The following is a 16,624-nucleotide window of genomic DNA, read 5'->3' on the forward strand; positions in this document are numbered from 1 at the left end:
CACACTTCCATCTTTGATGGAAAGGTACATGAAACATTTATAATATTAAACGACTTTTTCTTCATAATGGACATTTGAGTTGTTGGATTTGGTCAGTAATGAAATAACGACTACCAAAATGGTTGACACCGGCAATCCAATAAAAACGGGATGAATGCCGAATGGATGTCCTGCTACTTGCCAACCTACCGCAATAAACAGCCCGATCCACATTGCCCATGTGCCGCCCGCTTTCGTAGCGCCCTTCCAAAATAACCCGAAAATGACCGGTGCCAGCAGGGAGGAAACTAACATCGCTGTTCCCGTTACCCACAAATTAACGAGTTGCGGAATATATAATGCGAGCAGCAAAGAAAATAGGGAAACAAATATGACTGATAAACGACTGTATGCTAGAAGCTTTCTATCGTTTTGAAGCTTGAGACGCGGCTTAATAATATCGTTGACAATAGAAGAGGCCCCTGCCATGAAAAACGAGTCCGCCGTAGAAATAACGGTAGCCAATAAAGCAATGATCATTACAATAATCATTGGAAAATTGAAAACATTCCCGATGATTTCATAGTAGCTCAATGTCGGATTAATGTCTCCCATCTGTAAGCCGTACTTGCCTGCTACTCCAATCGTAATCACGAAAAATCCTGTTAAAAATGCCAGTACGATGGAAATCCAGTAGCCGCGTGTGGTCGTTTTCAAATCTTTTGCCGCCCAAAATCGTTGCCATAGATCCTGTCTGACAAATTGATAGGCGCCAATCGTTAATAAATAGACGAAAACTTGCGTGGCCGAAATGTTGAAGACGCTCAAATTGGCTCTTTCATTCATTGCCAGGGCGTTTTCTGTCATATTTCCCCAGCCGCCAGATGCAATAATAACAACAACAAACAATGTGAAAATTCCAATCGTCTGGATTGTTCCATGAAAGGCGTCTTGCCAAATAACGGATTTCATCCCGCCAAAGTACGTTTTGAGCGTCAGCATAATCCAGCTAATGATAATTCCTGTTGTGATGCTAAGTCCGATGGTCAAATTCAAAATAGTCGCAATGGCAACAAATTGCATGCCGGTTATGGCACTGTAAGCAATTAAAATACTGATGACTGTTGGAAAGCGGGCCCCTTCCCCGAAGCGCAACGTTGTAAAATCGGCAATCGTAACCATATTGTATTTTTCTCCATATTGGCGAATCTTTTTAACAAAGAAAAACATTAAAATGATACCCGCAAAAAGGGTGCCGAAGTTCAGCCAATGCTGGCCCATGCCAAACCTGTACCCATTTTCCATATAGCCGAGCAAAGTGGACCCGCCGACAGCGGTGCCGACGAACGTCAGGATTAATGGGAAAATGGAGACGGATCTTCCGGCTACGTTATAATCATCATACGTTTTGATACTTTTTTGATTTATATAGAGAGAGACTCCAAATAGAAACAGGAAATAGACAATGACAAGTCCACCCAAAATCATTTGTTCTTGTGAATGATACATATTGATTTCTCCTCGTTTCAGGGATATTTTTAAGTGTCGCTAAAGACGATTTCTCCTTCAACAATTGTTTGAGTTACTTTCATGTCTTTGAGTGATTCCGGATCCGTTTTAAATGGGTCTTGGTTCAATACGATGAAATCCGCATATTTTCCAATGGAAAGTGAACCGATTATGTTTTCATCAAAGCCTGAAAAGGCGGCGTCAATGGTGTAAGCTTTTATCGCGTCTTCCACTGAAATGGCTTCTGCTGTTCCAAGTTGTTGACCGCCAATCGTCTTGCGGACGACGGCAGAATAGACGCCAAGCAGCGGATTGCCGTCACATACCGGTAAATCTGAATTTCCCGGGGACATAATTCCATATTTCTTAAAGGAAGCATGCGGAAATACTTTTTCTGCCCGCTGCTTTCCAAGGTTTGCCAAATAGCTGTCTCCAATCGAGTATATAAATCCAATGGAAGAAGCGGCAATGATTCCATATTGCGCTATTTGCTTTAAATGTTCTTCTGTCGGTAAGGTACAATGCTCGATTCTGTTGCGCATTCTCTTGTTTTCTTCGGGGGTGGCCGCATTTGAAATAGCCTTCAGAGCCATTTCGATTGCCCGCTCACCAATCCCATGGATGGATACACGCAAATTGTTTTTAATAGATTGGGATACGAGCTTGTTTAAATGGTCTTGCTGCATGTATAGAATGCCGTTGTTATTGTCATCATTCTCATAAGGCCTGTTCAATGCTGCTGTTTTGCCGCCGACACTTCCATCGAGCATGTACTTTAAGCCTTGAATATTCAGGCGGTCATTTCCTAAATGGCTTTCAATTCCAAGTTTCAGAGCCTCATCTTGGACACCGGTCCAGCCCATTAAATCAATTGCCCAGAGCCAAAGGCGGGCTTTCAAACGGAAACTTTCTTCTTTTTGAAGCTGTTGGTACACGATCATGTCGTTTTTAGTGACGGCCATTTCATGCACAGTCGTAATTCCCCACTGGAAAAATTGTTTCTGTGCCTGCATCATCGCGTCTTTTAATTGTTCAATAGAAAATAGAGGGACAGAAAACTCGTGCATGGCGTTTTCTTGTATGAGACCGCTTGGTTTGCCGGTTTTAGGATCAATATGGAAATGACCTCCTTCAGGATCTTTAGGAAGATCAGGCAGGCCGCTCGCCTTAAAAGCCAATCTATTGGCCACAGCATTATGTGAACAAGTCCTTTTTAGGAATACGGGATGATCTGGCGCGGCTTCACTTAGCTCGTCCATTGTAGGAAAGCGTTTTTCCTTTATTTTGCTGTCGTCCCATCCCGTCCCAAGGATCCATTCTCCTTTTGGCGTTACTTTTGCTTTTTCCCTTACTGCATGAAGAATGCTTTCAATGTCGGGTGTTACTTCTGCTCTCAAGTCAAGTTGCAGCAATTTTGCCGCGTACTGTAACGGATGTGCATGACTTTCGATAAATCCTGGTAAGACCGTTTTTCCATTTACATTTACTAGTTTTGTGGAAGGACCTTTCATCTGGTTTGTATTCTCGTCAAAAGCAATCATTTTTCCGTTCTTGACTGCCACTTTAGTTGCGTTAGGGCGGACTTCATCCATCGTGTAAATGTTGGCGTTATAAAAGATTACATCTGCGAACATTTCATATACCTCCTCTTGATGTGGCGCTTTCTTACAGGAAGGAAGCGTTAGTATGATGATTTGCCAACTGATAGACTGTCTTCAAAAGCAAGTTGGCACCTTTTTCAATCTCTTGCGGCGTGGTAAACTCTTCTTGGCAGTGGCTTTTTCCATCAGCACTTGGAACAAATATCATGGCTGTCGGGGTTATTCGATTCATATATTTTGCGTCATGCCCGGCTCCGCTGATCATTTTCTGGTTGCTATAACCAAGCTTGTCGGCATTTTCGGCAATGATGTTAATCAAACTTTCGGAAAAGCGGGTCGCGGAACTTTCCCAAATTTTATCGATTTGAACTGAAACTTTTTCAGCGGCAGCACAAACGCTGATTTTTTCTATTAATAATTGGGTCAATTGTTCTTTGATGGTGTCATGCGAATGGCGGATATCGACAGAGAAAGTGACCTCCCCGGGCACACAATTGATCGAGTTTGGCTTAATAGAAAGCCTGCCTACTGTAGCCGTAGCTTCATGATGAAAGTTTACGGCTGTTTGTTTAATCATTTGTATCATCTTGGAAGCCGCGTACAGGGCATCCTTCCGCATGTTCATCGGCGTTGGTCCTGCGTGATCGGATTGCCCGGTGATTTTCACTTCCAGCCAATTCATTCCTTGAATGCCGGTCACGATGCCGATATCCACATTTTTATGTTCCAATACGGGACCTTGCTCAATATGGAGCTCCAAATAGCAATAAGCGTTTTGAATGCGGTTTCTTTTTGAACCGTGATAGCCGATCCGTTTTAATTCATCTAAAAAGGTTTTCCCTTCCCGGTCTGTACGAGAGTAAACAAATTGGTGATCGAAATGTCCCGATAGTCCACCGGCACCTAAAATTGGCGGTTCAAATCTGGCTCCCTCTTCATTTGTAAAATTGATGAGTTCAATCGGTCTGTCTGTTTGTATACCGCTTTCATTCAATACGGTTAAAACTTCCAGTCCAGCTAGCACACCGAGTATTCCGTCGTATCTTCCGCCTTCGGGCTGTGTATCAAGATGGGAACCAATCAACACCGGAGCGGCATTGGGATTTTTTCCTTCCCTCCTGCCATAAATATTGCCAAAATCATCGACACGAACTTCCAAATCAATGTTCTTCAACCAGCGTATATATAAATCCCGCATGTTCTTATCCTCATTCGTCAGCGCGAGCCGGCGTATTCCCCCGCAGGGGAGTTTGCCGATATCGGCACTTTTGTCAATTGTTCTCATGAGGCGGTCCATATGAATCTGTAAATCTCGTTTCATGACTTCGCCAACCTCCTTATCACCTTTATATTTTATGAAATACTGTTTCATTGGCACGTTCTATGGGTTTTACTAAGAGCAATAATTGTGCCAAGATTTTTTGGTTATGGGAGCAAAAACGCCCCCGTTTTGACAGATTACGATGATTGCGTTTACAATTGTTGTTCAAAAGCGACTCAAGAAATACAGATTTGAGTCGATATTGACTCAACTATTTCTTAAAAAACAACGGTAAATTTCTCTTTTGAATCGTTTTCAAATCAAAATGGGCTGTTATTTTTACTCTAATGACAGATGGAGAGGGTGAATGGATTGAATAAAGTGCAAGAGCTTTTGAAACATCCATATTTCACAAAAATTCTGAATGCATTCTCTGACGGAGTTTTGATTTCTGATGGAGAAGGTCAGGTATTATGGCTGAATACAGCGTGTGCAAATTTCTCAAACAAACCGAAGTCGTTTTTTATCGGGAAAAGTGTTTACTTACTGGAAGAACTAGGTATATTTAAGCCATCAGTCACAAAAATGGTTATTGAAAAGCAAGCATTAGTAAGCACGGTACAAACATCTGAGGGCAAAGACCTCAGATTCATTGTCACCGGGTATCCCATTACAGATGAAGACGGAAAAATAGATTGTATCATCGCTCAGACGAAGGACATTACGGAAATTGTCCATACTACTAACGAACTGGAAGAAACACAGGCATTGTTAAAAAGGTACAGCCAGGAAATTGCGAAAATACATTACGAGAAAAACTTAGCGGGTTCGCATTTTTTTATTAGTCACAGTCCGATTTATCAAGCTATGTTGAATACGGTTGACAAAATTGCCCCCACAGATTCGACGGTTCTGCTGAGTGGCGAAACAGGTGTTGGAAAAAATGTAATTGCCAGGCGAATTCATGAATTAAGTGAACGGGAAAGCGAACCGTTTATTGAAATAAATTGCGGGGCGATACCGGAATCTCTAATAGAGTCAGAGTTGTTTGGCTATGCGAAGGGGGCTTTTACCGGAGCGAATAAAGGGGGAAAAGCAGGCCTGATCAAGCTGGCTGATAAAGGAACGCTGTTTTTTGATGAAATTGGCGAACTTCCCATCCACCTTCAAGCAAAGCTTTTGCAATTTTTGCAAGAGAAGAAATTTCTTCCGGTAGGCGCCACAGCATATCATTCCGCAAATGTAAGAATTATTGCTGCCACCAATCTTGAATTAGTGGAAGAAGTAAAGAAAGGCAACTTTCGTTCAGATTTGTTTTACAGGTTGAATGTTTTACCAATACGTGTGCCTTCACTTCGGGAGAGGGAGGAGGATATTGCGGGGTTATTGCAATTTCATCTGGATAAGTACAATAAAAAGCATAAGCGGTCATACCGGCTGACTTCCGAGGCAGTTGCGAACTTACAAACATACGAATGGCCGGGGAATATTCGTGAATTGGAAAATTTAATGGAACGCCTGGTCATTATCAGTTCGGGCGACTACATTCAATTGGAAGATTTACCGCTCCATATGAAAAAGGAGGAAGAACCTTCTTTCCATCTCGCCCATTATGGGGAAGGGGATTCGTTGACAGATATACTGGAATCAGTGGAAAAAGATATCATCGGCAAGGCTTATGCAAAATTTAAAACGACCCGAAAAACGGCGGAACAATTGGGCATTACACAATCACTTTTAATGAGAAGGCTGAAGAAATATAACATCAAGCTGCAAAGAGACAATTGACACCATTTTTGAAAGCCTGTACAATAAAGGTAGACGTACAAAATTTGCTTTCTGGTGAAACTTCCTTTTACTAGGTTCGGCAAAATAGTACGCCTTTCATTCTTATCGTTAATGAGAAGACTGCCAAATCTGTCAACCAGCGGGAAGACCGCAGGAGTCACGCAGAATAACCCAGTCGTTCATTTACATTTCATTGTAAATGACGGCTGGTTTTTTTATGCCGGTTTTCTGATTCAACGGACATTTATTCTTTGGGGAGGAAAAAGAAGATGTGTCTCGCAAAATCAGGCTGCAAACTATGCGGTAACTGCAAAGGCTCGAAAAAAACGAAGACAGAAGAGAAGAAAAAGTGAGGAAAAGAGAGCGGATTCAGCCGCTCTCTTTTTCATATTGCCACAAAACCCTTCTTCCATGGCGGAAATCGCTTCAATTTGTTTTATAACGAATAGGTTCTGGAACATCTGCGTAGTATATTGCTTTATCACGAAATAGAAGAGTGTCTGAGCATTTCCTTGTTGAAAGAAATGATTGGTTTTCATTTAAAAAGTGAGCGGATTCGGCCGCTTCCAGGCTGTTGAGAAACCTTTGATGTTTCATCACGGCAAGTCCGTTCACCCTTTGGGAATGCTCGTCTTTTTTGAGATCCCCGGCGACTTTTTTCATTTACTATCCGCTTTTTGGAAAATACTCTCTACTATTTAGATTCCCTCTCGTCGCAATGAAAATGCTCTTCCTTATTTCGATTTCCTCTTGAATTTTGGAAAATACTCTCTGCTATTTAGATTCCCTCTCGTCTTTATGAAAATACTATTCCTTATTTCGATTTTTGCTCTTGCCTTTTGGAAAATACTCTCTACTATTTTGTTTTATTTGCGTTTTTCGGAAGTTACTTTCCATTTTTTATATTTACTCTCGGTATTAGAAAATACTCTTCACTTACCTCTCGTCTTTCGGGGTATTATTATCGACTTGAAGAGGAGATGCAGCCGCTCTCTTTCAATTCGCTCCTTTTTGGATGGCTGTTTGCGCCAGTTTTAGTATGGTGACATCATCCATCGGCGGGTTATGCAAACCGGCCCTGACATCGCGGTAGTAGCGCTGCAATGGGTTCTGGCGCTGGAGGCTCTTGGCGCCGACGATACGCATCGCTTTATCAACAATGTCAATGGCCGAATTCGTAATGGTATATTTGACTGCGCCAAGTTCGTTTGTCATGTATGGTCTCCGCGCTTCATCATCATATGCTTCCGCCACGTTGTATATAAAGTGCCGGCACCTGGTTAGCTCCAAGTCCATCTCCCCAAGCAGGCGCTGCACATTGGGAAGTTCACTGATCGTTCCCTCAATACTGTTCGGGGAATACTCCAGCGCGAAACGGAGGGCGAAGTCGCGGGCAGCCTGCGCAATGCCAAGATAGCAGGCCGGGATGTGTAAAATCCATCCGTTTACTTTGTTTCCTCTTGGGCCCTCGTTGATTTCCATCAGCATGGAGTCATCTACGGTGACACGATCGAGCACTAAATCATGGCTTTCCGTCCCTCTCATTGAGATCACGTCCCATGTTTCCTCAATGGATAAACCTTCCGATTCTTTATGAAGGAGGAAAAACCCGATGGCTTGTTTTTCCTCAATCCACGCAGAAGTGAGAAAATAAGTTAAAGCCGGGGACATGGTCGTAAATGTTTTTCGGCCCGATATCTCCCATTTTCCCCCTTTTTTCACGGCTGTTGTACCGGGCCGGCCGCCTCTTGTCGGACTGCCTGTTTGGGCTTCGCTGACAGCCCTGTTAACGAGAGCGCCATTCAGCACTTCTTCCGCAAAAAATGCCAATTTGCTGTCATCCCATAATTTTTTTTCATAAAGCTCACCTGTTACGCCCATATGCCAACCAATCGAAAGTCCTGTTGCGGCATCGCTGCTTGCGATTGTTTCTTGGAATAGCACCATGTCATAAATGCCGATGCCTTTTCCTCCGTATGTTTGCGGAAGTGGCAAACTTGTATAACCAAGATTCACTAGCACATCGATATTTTCTTTTGGAAATTTACTCTGTTCATCGGTATCGGCTGAACGAGTGCTGAATTCTGTACCTTCTTCGCTTAATGTTTGCAGCCATTTCTTTTGCGTATTGGTTTTGATAAATATTTGTTTCAAGTCATACTCACCCCGGATTTTTATATGTCATATATATGATAAATGAAGAATTCCTATTTGTTTTATAGGCTTAAATATATCTGAGTTTACTAGGAGCGTCAAGGCATTCAGGTTAATCCTTACTTTACAGGTAAGAATAATTATGTTAACGTCTTTTATATACTATTCGAAAAGTGCAGGGATGGTTATGATTGAACTGGAAAATATCACCAAACGCTACAAAAAGAATGAAGTATTAAAAGGGGTGGACTTGAAAGTCCAAAAGGGGGATGTGCTGGTCATCATCGGCCCGAGCGGTTCCGGAAAGACAACGTTATTAAGATGTATGAATTACTTGGAGCGCCCGGATGAAGGCACAGTTACCATAGACGGTTTTACAGTGAAGGGAAATCATCCTTCCAAACGGGATATATTGGCGCTGAGAAGAAAAACAGCGATGGTTTTTCAACATTACAATCTGTTTAAAAATAAGACCGTTTTGGAAAATGTAACAGAAGGTCTGATTGTGGCCAAAAAAGTATCCAAACAGGAAGCAAGGGAGATTGGGATCTCGTTGCTTGAGCAGGTGGGCCTTGCAGAAAAAATGGATGAGTACCCGTCGCGGCTTTCCGGCGGGCAGCAGCAGCGCGTTGGTATAGCAAGGGCATTGGCCCTCAATCCGTCCGTTATTTTATTTGATGAACCAACATCTGCGCTTGACCCGGAAATGGTTGGGGAAGTTCTGTCCATCATTAAAAAAATTGCGCGTGATGGGATTACCATGGTTGTTGTGACCCATGAAATAGAATTTGCTCGCGAGGTGGCGACCCGTGTCGTTTTTATGGACGAAGGCCAGATCGTCGAAGAAGGCGTGCCGGAGGAAATTCTTGTTCGCCCAAAACATGATCGGACAAAGCAATTTTTAAAGAGATTAGTCAGAGAAGAAGATTACGCAATCTAGGGGGAAAGGGAATGAAGAAAGTTTTACTGGGAGCCGCTTTATTCACGCTCTTTGCTTTTATGGGGGGCTGCTCGCAAAGTTCAGCAGATTCAGAAAAAACAGATGGTAAACAAGTGGTGAAGGTAGCGATTAGTGATGAAGTGAATCCTCCGTTTCTGTATGCCGATGAAAATAACAATCCGATTGGATATGACATGGATTATATGAAAGAAATAGAAAAAAAGCTTCCGGAATATACCTTTGAATATGTGTGGGGAGAGGAAGAATCCAATTTGGTTGGCGTTGATACGGGAAAATATGACTTTGCCATTAACTGGTTCTTTAAAAATCCGGAAAGGGGAGAAAAGTTTCTGTATCCGGAGCATGAATTTGGCTATTCATTGACAGCGCTCGTTACAAAAAAAGATCGAGATGATATTAAAACATTGGATGATATGGTGGGGAAAAAATTCCCGCCGATGTCTCCAAGCGGAGGTCTTCGCACTATTTTAAACGCTTATAACGAACAACATAAGGACCGTCCATTAACGATTGAAAGCATGGATGCTCCTTCCAATGCGGAAAATCTCAAACTTGTTGATAAAGGCAAGGCCGACGCGATGTTTATGAACGTCACAACGTTCAATGAAATTCAAAAAGAGCTGGATCTTGACTTGAAAGTGGCCGGCATTATATCAAAAGAACCGATATGGACGGTATACCATAAGGACCATACAGAGCTTGCCAAAAAGATAGATGAAGCCACGGTTGAATTGCGGGAAGACGGCGTATTGTCCAAGCTGGCCGAAAAATGGTTTGGCGTAGATTTCTTTAAAGATCTTGATTACATGAATGAAGAAGGATTTCATTTTGAACCATAATGTTTCCGTGTTGGGCCGCCCGGTGCCGCCCGGCGCGGACTTTCATGATCATAGCGTCTTTCAGGTGGTGAATGAATATGAATTCGGGGTTTGCAGGCTGGCTTGATTTATTTGTCAAAGTATTGGAGAAATTGCCGCTCACACTCCTGATGCTCGGCCTTTCTTTGTTTTTTTCCATCATTCTCGGGTTGGTAATCGCGGTCATCCGTATTCAGAAAAAGCCGATGTTGTATCAGTTGGCTACCTTTTATTTATCTTTCACAAGGTGCACGCCGCTGCTCGTACAGCTTTTTCTCGTCTATTTTGGCCTGCCGCAATTACTGCTTGCTTTCCATATCGATATTAATAGTTGGGACCGGCTTGTCTTTCTTGTGATGGCCTTTTCTTTTCATACGGCCGCTTACTTGTCGGAAGTTTTCAGGTCCGCGTATCTTGCTGTCGGAGAGGACCAATTGGAAGCTGCTTACAGTGTCGGAATGAGCTATTCCCAGGCTTTAACAAGGATTGTTTTGCCGCAGGCGTTTGTCATTTCGTTGCCGAACCTCGGAAATAACATCATCGAGCTCCTGAAAGATACGTCACTCGCTTTTACGATTGGCATTATCGATATTATGGGGCAAGTGCGCATCATATTGGGAAACAACCATGGCATGGGAATGTTTCAAATCTATGTCGTCATTTCCCTCGTGTATTGGGGAACGTGCATCTTGATTGAAAGCGTGATTGGTTTTATGGAAAAACTGTTTAAAAAAGGGCGGGTTAGCTTATCTGAATAAAGGTAGTGATATGAATGTCTATCATTAATTTGGAATTTGCTTTGGAACATGTTCCGGACGTATTGAAGGGTGTTCCTGTCATGCTGTCGATTGCGGTTGTCGCTATGGTGTTTGGCTCGATTTTTGGCTTGTTGATCGCTTTATGCAGAATTTATCGAGTTCCGGTGTTACATCGTTTTCTTATTTTGTACATTTCCTTTATAAGAGGCACGCCGCTCTTGGTTCAGCTGTATGTGTTTTTTTACGGTGTTCCCGTTCTCATAGATTACTTGAATGCGAAGTTCGGCCTGAACATGGATGCCCAAGGTATTTCACCGCTTATTTATGCGTTTATCAACTATACGCTTCATACGGCGGCGTATCAGGCGGAAATTTTCCGTTCTGCCATCAATGCGCTGAATGTTGGACAAATGGAAGCGGCCTATTCTGTTGGCATGACAACGGCACAAGGCTTGCGGAGGATTATACTGCCCCAAGCGTTTCTAGTCGCGCTTCCCAATTTAGGCAATACATTTATTAGTTTGATGAAGGCGACGTCGCTTGCCTTTGCCGTTAAAGTCGTGGAGATCATGGCGCTTGCTAAAATTATTGCTAATGACGGTTATCGATTTCTGGAAATGTATGTAGTGGCATCCATTATTTATTGGGTCATCTGCCTGTTTTTTGAGGTTGTTTTCGCGAAGCTTGAAAAAAGAATGCGCCGCCACGAATCTCATTGGGATGCAAAATTGGCGTGAAGACTTTTTCGAAAGGGAAACGGATGGGGCCTTTTCCTATCTCATCGTTTTTAATAGAAGTGAAGCCTGATCCAGAAGCGAAATGGATTGCACCCTGTACCGATTTTCGCGCACAATGCCTGTTCGGCTAGACGATAGGCGTGCTCTTTTTTTTCCAAGTCGAACAGCCTTCTGCGATCAATATAGAGGGGCCGGGAAAGTCGGTGCAATTTGAAATTCCCGCGTTCTGGACGGCGCACAGCAAGATGATCCAGACGAAGACAGAGGATCAGCACGATCTCGGTTTACATCGACAATCGGAAAAGACGCTTCATCTGTTTTGGGTTTCTTCATTATTCAATTATTGTTTCGTGGCGTAAAAAACCTAAGTGGCACTGGTCCGCAACTTCCCATAAATGAGGGCCTGCGTCAGAAAGGAGATCCCCCCAACTAAAAAAACAGTCGGTGGGAAGCACTTTGTTTTCTTCCGACTGATTGATGTTAGAGGTTTTTTAGGCGTCTCTTTTTACGTAGTATATTCTCCATTAATGCGCACATAATCATAGGATAAGTCACATCCCCAACCGGTGGCGTTCCCTGGGCCTTGACCGAGAGAAACGAAAATCCCGATGTCGTTTCCTTTTAAGTACTTCGCCAACTCCTCCTGGTTGGGCGCTGTCGGTTCTCCATCCTTAAATACAATGAGATCACCAAATGAAACGGATACTTTGGCCGGATCAATAGTGAAATCCGCATTTCCAATCGTTGAAATAATCCTGCCCCAGTTCGGGTCGGCTCCAAAGATGGCTGTTTTGACAAGGGGAGAATTAATGATACCCTTGACCATTCTCTTAGCTTCGGATTCACTGTTGGCCCCTGACACGTTCACCTCTACAAGCTTAGTTGCTCCTTCCCCGTCACGGGCCAAGTCTTTGGCCAGGCTGATGAGCATAGCGGTCAATGCTTGTTCAAATTCATCAAGATCGACCGGGCCTGCCAGGCCATTGGCCATGATCGCCACCGTATCGCTCGTGCTCGTATCCCCATCAACTGAAACCATATTGAACGATACATTCACCGCTCTTTTTAATATTTTTTGTAAATGTTCAGGAGCAATTTCGGCATCTGTCACAATATAACTGAGCATAGTCGCCATGTTCGGTTCAATCATGCCGGACCCTTTGGCGATCGCGCATACAGTGGCATTGCCCACTTGCTCTTTACGGTATTTTGGGAAGGTGTCTGTCGTCATGATGGCTTCGGCTGATTTCTGTAGTGCCCCTTTTGTTAACTCCTGTTTCAAGCCGGGAATCCCTGCCAATATGTTTTTGACAGGTAGAGGGACTCCGATCACACCGGTGGAAGATGGTAAAATGTCTTCCGGATTGACGGCAAGCTCCTCCGCCAGAGTATCAATGATATGGTGGACATCTACGATGCCTTGTTGCCCGGTCGCTACATTGGCGTTTTTGCTGTTAATGACAAATGCTTGCAAATAACCATTTTTGATATGTTCTTTGCCTACAACGACAGGTGCTCCGCAAAATTGATTTTGGGTAAACATCGCAGCCGCCGCCGCGCGGACTTCGGAGTATATGACGGTGAAATCAAGTGTTTCATCTTTAATGCCCACATTTTTTGCGCAAGATAGAAATCCTTTCGGGAAGGTAAGTGGATTGTCCATTAGAATCATCTCCTGCCTTATCTGTTTTTATTTATATTATACAATGGACAGACCTGAAAGAAAGGGATTTTTGAATAATTATTTAAAAATGTGCATAAATATGAATAAATGTATTGACTTTCACCTGTCGTTCAGTAAGATAAGTTATATATTAAATAAAAAGGTGATAATCAATGATCGAAATCCGCAAAGCAACTTTGAAAGATATTGATCAAGTACATGATTTGGTGAATAAATATGCTAAAGAAGAATTACTGCTGCCAAGGACGCGCGAATCGCTCGTCATCAACATCCAGTCTATTTTTGTGGCAAGTGAGGGTGGAGAGGTGCTTGGTGTTGCCTGCCTGGCCATTCTAGGTCAAGACCTTGCGGAAATTCGATCACTTGCTGTTTCCGAAAAAGCACAAGGCCGTGGAATAGGAAAGATGCTTGTCGAGAAAATTATAGAAGAAACGAAAAATATTGGTATCTCAAAGTTGATATCATTGACATATCAAGTTGTCTTTTTTGAAAAATGCGGTTTTACAATCATCGAAAAAACGGAGATGCCCCAAAAGGTTTGGACCGATTGCATTCATTGTCCAAAATTTCCGGCATGCGATGAAGTAGCCATGGCCATCCATTTGTGATATTGTTCAAAAATTACATTAATATAAAACAACATTGACAGATTCGTGAACTTATTGTTATAGTATTAATCGTTATGTTATAAATAACGTTAAAACAATATAAACATAAGTTTAAGACTGTCAAATCTAACCAGACTTTGTTGAGAAAACGTAAACAAAGCATTACGTAGATTTAGAGCCAGTAAACGATTGTAAATGATAGTAACACGTCTTGCGGATTATCCATTTACAGTAGTTGCTGGCTTTTTTCATTGGAAAACTTTTCTAACTGTATATCCTTTTCTCAACAAGACATGATGACCGATGAAAAAGAAGGTGACTGCGGGAAAGAAGAGTTCTGGAATAGAGGAAGAAAGCCGTCATCTATGTATCTGTCACCAGACCATATTTTGCCAATGGGAATCAGTCTTCATCAATGTAAAACAGGCCGGACAGGAGAAAGTAGCGAAAACGCATTCGCCTTCATTCTGTATCCGCTTTTTCAGCATTCCCTCCGATTTGGAAAGAGTTTTCAGACGACTCCCTTTCAGCAGTGGTTTGCAAAGATAGCCGCGAAATTTGGGAAAAAGCGCTATGATCCGCTTTGACTTGCTTTTAACAGTCGGATGCTTCGTAATATTGGGATCTTTTCAAAAAAAGACTGCTCCAATTTTTCGGCTTCTCTTTTTTATACCGAGAAGATCCCTAGCTTTCTCAAATGTGAAAACCCTTTAAGAGAAAAGTCATCGGGCCTGTTAGGGGTGAAGGCGGATTCACCATTCCTTCTTACATTTTATGAAAGGCTTTACGGATAAAATGTTATCGGATTCATCTCTAGTGAAATGCAAACAGGCTTCTTCGTCTGGAAACTGTTTTCGATGGGGATTTGCGGTTGATCCAGATTGGGCACTCAGTGTTGGTAAAAAGAACGGGCATCCAATTCGGAAATAAATTTTCCGGAAATCAGATTGTACCGCGTTGCCCTGGCGGCAATAGGGGAAACGAAAGAAAGGCACTTCATTGAAGACGGTACGTTAGGACAGTACAAGCTTAAATCCTTTCATATCCAATAACTTAACCGAAATACGGTGCATCGAACCGGCTGATCCATTTGTTCCATTGGGTTTGTTTACAGAAAAGCAATGCAAACTCTCCGGTAAACTGGAATGATTTTGTTAGTGCCTGTCTGTACTGTATGTTGTCGTTGAAAAGGATTGGACATTGGAAAAAGAAGTACAAATGACAAGAGAGAAATGATGTAGATGGGAGAGAGTACGTAATGGAAAATTATCTTAACTTTATTGGCGGGGAATGGGTTGGTTCTGTTTCTGGAGAAAAGCACGAACATTATAACCCGGCGAAGCCAAATGAATGTATCGGTTCAACTGAAGTCTCAACACCCGAAGATGTGAATAGAGCCATTAAAGCGGCAAAATCCGCTTTCAAAGGCTGGAAAGCAACTTCTTCGGTGGCAAGAGGAGAGATCCTTCGTAAAGCTGCTGATATTTTGGAAGAGCGGGCAGATGATATTGCCAAGTCAGCCACATTGGAAATGGGAAAACGCTTTATTGAAACAAAGGGAGAGGCCCTGCGCGGGGCATCCATTTTGCGATATTACGCACAGGAAGGGTACCGCAAAACCGGTGAAGTCCTACCCTCGGCAAACGCCGGATCGACTTTGCTTGCACTGCGTGTTCCTGTAGGGGTAGTGGCAGCGATTACCCCGTGGAATTTTCCAATCGCCATTCCCATTTGGAAACTGGCTCCCGCACTCGTATTTGGCAATCCTGTCGTCTGGAAGCCGGCACAGGAAACGGGTATCACTGCCGCTAAAATCGCCAAAGTCTTTGAAGAAGCGGGTCTTCCGGCAGGCGTACTAAACCTTGTGTTGGGTAGAGGTTCTGTTATTGGAGAAGTCATGACAGAGCATGAAGATGTAACGGCTATTACGTTTACTGGCTCAAACGCGGTTGGGCAAACAATCGCGCAACAGGCAACGGCAAACGGCAAGAAATATCAATTGGAGCTTGGGGGCAAAAACCCGGCGGTTGTACTTGCGGATGCCAATTTGGATCTTGCCGCTCGTCTCGTCGTAGAAGGGGCAATGAAACAAACAGGTCAACGTTGTACAGCGACTAGCAGAGTATATGTTGAAGCACCTGTTCATGATCAATTCGTTGAAAAAGTAATTGAACAAGCAAAGCAAATCAAAATCGGCGACGGTTTACAAGAGGAATACACGATGGGGCCTGTTGCTTCCAAAAAACAGTTCGATACCGTTACAGGTTACATCCAAAAAGGGAAAGAAGAAGGCGCCACGCTTTTATACGGCGGTGAAGCGCTTGACATCAATGGCGGTTACTATATCGAACCAACGATCTTTGGTGATGTTACTCATGAAATGACAATTGCCAAAGAGGAAATTTTTGGGCCGGTTGTGGCAGTCATGAAAGTGGCCGATTATGAAGAGGCTCTTGAAAAAGCAAATGATACGATTTACGGATTAAGCGCAGCGATCTTCACCACAAATCTGGAAAAAGCATTTCATTTTATCGAACACAGTGAAGTGGGAATGGTGCAAATAAACGGAGAGACTGGCGGTGCTGAGCCACAGGCTCCGTTTGGGGGAACGAAAGCTTCCGGCCAAGGACCAAAAGAACAGGGACAGGCTGCGGCTGAATTCTTTACAACAAATAAAACGGTAACTTTTAACCCATTCGCGAAGTAATAACATCTTCTCTGCTGAAA

General features: G+C 43.1%; 14 protein-coding genes. 8 read left to right on the forward strand and 6 right to left on the reverse strand.

The genetic code is table 11. The features are described from left to right. Nucleotides 1-45: 45 nt before the first annotated feature. Genes JOC94_RS06135 through JOC94_RS06145 form a run of 3 tightly spaced genes read right to left on the reverse strand, consistent with a single transcriptional unit; the run spans nt 46 to nt 4,410 of the window. On the reverse strand, nt 46-1,488 hold the full coding sequence (locus tag JOC94_RS06135; protein WP_077113142.1) for a sodium:solute symporter family protein: 1,443 nt from the start codon (nt 1,486-1,488) through the stop codon (nt 46-48). 29 nt (nt 1,489-1,517) lie between these two features. Beyond that, on the reverse strand, nt 1,518-3,122 hold the full coding sequence (locus JOC94_RS06140; protein WP_077113143.1) for an amidohydrolase: 1,605 nt from the start codon (nt 3,120-3,122) through the stop codon (nt 1,518-1,520). A gap of 31 nt (nt 3,123-3,153) precedes the next feature. Continuing rightward, entirely contained in the window at nt 3,154-4,410 is a 1,257-nt protein-coding gene (locus tag JOC94_RS06145; RefSeq protein ID WP_077113144.1) for a M20 family metallo-hydrolase, read from the reverse strand. Between the two features lie 321 nt (nt 4,411-4,731). On the opposite strand from JOC94_RS06145, the gene JOC94_RS06150 reads away from it, so the two are divergent. Next, a complete protein-coding gene (locus tag JOC94_RS06150) occupies nt 4,732-6,138 on the forward strand; it encodes a sigma-54 interaction domain-containing protein (RefSeq protein WP_321189690.1) in 1,407 nt (468 codons plus the stop codon). Nucleotides 6,139-6,564: 426 nt separating this feature from the next. Here JOC94_RS06150 and JOC94_RS06155 read toward each other — a convergent pair whose 3' ends face one another. Together JOC94_RS06155 and JOC94_RS06160 are read right to left on the reverse strand one after the other, a co-directional pair. Next, nucleotides 6,565-6,801, reverse strand: coding sequence for a hypothetical protein (locus tag JOC94_RS06155; protein WP_077113146.1), 237 nt, complete (start codon nt 6,799-6,801; stop codon nt 6,565-6,567). A gap of 333 nt (nt 6,802-7,134) precedes the next feature. After that, the gene (locus JOC94_RS06160; RefSeq protein WP_077113147.1) at nt 7,135-8,292 is read right to left on the reverse strand and encodes an acyl-CoA dehydrogenase family protein; all 1,158 of its coding nucleotides are present in this window, start codon (nt 8,290-8,292) and stop codon (nt 7,135-7,137) included. A 187-nt stretch (nt 8,293-8,479) separates the two neighbouring features. Between JOC94_RS06160 and JOC94_RS06165 the strand changes: the two genes are divergently transcribed. From JOC94_RS06165 to JOC94_RS06180, 4 genes are all read left to right on the forward strand, one after another. After that, entirely contained in the window at nt 8,480-9,232 is a 753-nt protein-coding gene (locus JOC94_RS06165) for an amino acid ABC transporter ATP-binding protein (RefSeq protein ID WP_077113193.1), read from the forward strand. Nucleotides 9,233-9,243: 11 nt separating this feature from the next. After that, entirely contained in the window at nt 9,244-10,092 is an 849-nt protein-coding gene (locus JOC94_RS06170) for a transporter substrate-binding domain-containing protein (protein ID WP_077113148.1), read from the forward strand. Nucleotides 10,093-10,169: 77 nt separating this feature from the next. After that, nucleotides 10,170-10,868 carry an amino acid ABC transporter permease gene (locus tag JOC94_RS06175; protein WP_139345696.1) on the forward strand — a complete coding sequence of 233 codons (699 nt, stop codon included), beginning with the start codon at nt 10,170-10,172 and terminating at the stop codon, nt 10,866-10,868. A gap of 14 nt (nt 10,869-10,882) precedes the next feature. After that, nucleotides 10,883-11,605, forward strand: coding sequence for an amino acid ABC transporter permease (locus JOC94_RS06180; RefSeq protein WP_205178876.1), 723 nt, complete (start codon nt 10,883-10,885; stop codon nt 11,603-11,605). A gap of 505 nt (nt 11,606-12,110) precedes the next feature. On the opposite strand, the gene argJ is transcribed toward JOC94_RS06180, so the two are convergent. Further along, nucleotides 12,111-13,268 carry a bifunctional glutamate N-acetyltransferase/amino-acid acetyltransferase ArgJ gene (gene argJ / locus JOC94_RS06185; protein ID WP_077113151.1) on the reverse strand — a complete coding sequence of 386 codons (1,158 nt, stop codon included), beginning with the start codon at nt 13,266-13,268 and terminating at the stop codon, nt 12,111-12,113. A gap of 173 nt (nt 13,269-13,441) precedes the next feature. Between argJ and JOC94_RS06190 the strand changes: the two genes are divergently transcribed. The 3 genes from JOC94_RS06190 to JOC94_RS06200 all read left to right on the forward strand — a co-directional run bounded on the left by JOC94_RS06190 (nt 13,442) and on the right by JOC94_RS06200 (nt 16,604). Further along, the gene (locus tag JOC94_RS06190) at nt 13,442-13,897 is read left to right on the forward strand and encodes an N-acetyltransferase (RefSeq protein WP_077113152.1); all 456 of its coding nucleotides are present in this window, start codon (nt 13,442-13,444) and stop codon (nt 13,895-13,897) included. A 251-nt stretch (nt 13,898-14,148) separates the two neighbouring features. Next, nucleotides 14,149-14,484 carry a hypothetical protein gene (locus tag JOC94_RS06195; protein WP_077113153.1) on the forward strand — a complete coding sequence of 112 codons (336 nt, stop codon included), beginning with the start codon at nt 14,149-14,151 and terminating at the stop codon, nt 14,482-14,484. A 671-nt stretch (nt 14,485-15,155) separates the two neighbouring features. Continuing rightward, nucleotides 15,156-16,604, forward strand: coding sequence for an aldehyde dehydrogenase family protein (locus JOC94_RS06200; protein WP_077113154.1), 1,449 nt, complete (start codon nt 15,156-15,158; stop codon nt 16,602-16,604). Nucleotides 16,605-16,624: the final 20 nt, after the last annotated feature.

The organism is Siminovitchia thermophila (genome assembly GCF_016909185.1).
Taxonomy (GTDB): Bacteria; Bacillota; Bacilli; order Bacillales; family Bacillaceae_C; genus Siminovitchia; species Siminovitchia thermophila.

Excerpts from the sequence above, each read along its gene's own strand:
- JOC94_RS06135 (WP_077113142.1), bottom strand. The coding sequence starts at position 1,488 with ATGTATCATTCACAAGAACAAATGATTTTGGGTGGACTTGTCATTGTC.
- JOC94_RS06140 (WP_077113143.1), bottom strand. The coding sequence starts at position 3,122 with ATGTTCGCAGATGTAATCTTTTATAACGCCAACATTTACACGATGGAT.
- JOC94_RS06145 (WP_077113144.1), bottom strand. The coding sequence starts at position 4,410 with ATGAAACGAGATTTACAGATTCATATGGACCGCCTCATGAGAACAATT.
- JOC94_RS06155 (WP_077113146.1), bottom strand. The coding sequence starts at position 6,801 with ATGAAAAAAGTCGCCGGGGATCTCAAAAAAGACGAGCATTCCCAAAGG.
- JOC94_RS06165 (WP_077113193.1), top strand. The coding sequence starts at position 8,480 with ATGATTGAACTGGAAAATATCACCAAACGCTACAAAAAGAATGAAGTA.
- JOC94_RS06170 (WP_077113148.1), top strand. The coding sequence starts at position 9,244 with ATGAAGAAAGTTTTACTGGGAGCCGCTTTATTCACGCTCTTTGCTTTT.
- JOC94_RS06175 (WP_139345696.1), top strand. The coding sequence starts at position 10,170 with ATGAATTCGGGGTTTGCAGGCTGGCTTGATTTATTTGTCAAAGTATTG.
- JOC94_RS06180 (WP_205178876.1), top strand. The coding sequence starts at position 10,883 with ATGTCTATCATTAATTTGGAATTTGCTTTGGAACATGTTCCGGACGTA.
- argJ (WP_077113151.1), bottom strand. The coding sequence starts at position 13,268 with ATGGACAATCCACTTACCTTCCCGAAAGGATTTCTATCTTGCGCAAAA.
- JOC94_RS06190 (WP_077113152.1), top strand. The coding sequence starts at position 13,442 with ATGATCGAAATCCGCAAAGCAACTTTGAAAGATATTGATCAAGTACAT.
- JOC94_RS06200 (WP_077113154.1), top strand. The coding sequence starts at position 15,156 with ATGGAAAATTATCTTAACTTTATTGGCGGGGAATGGGTTGGTTCTGTT.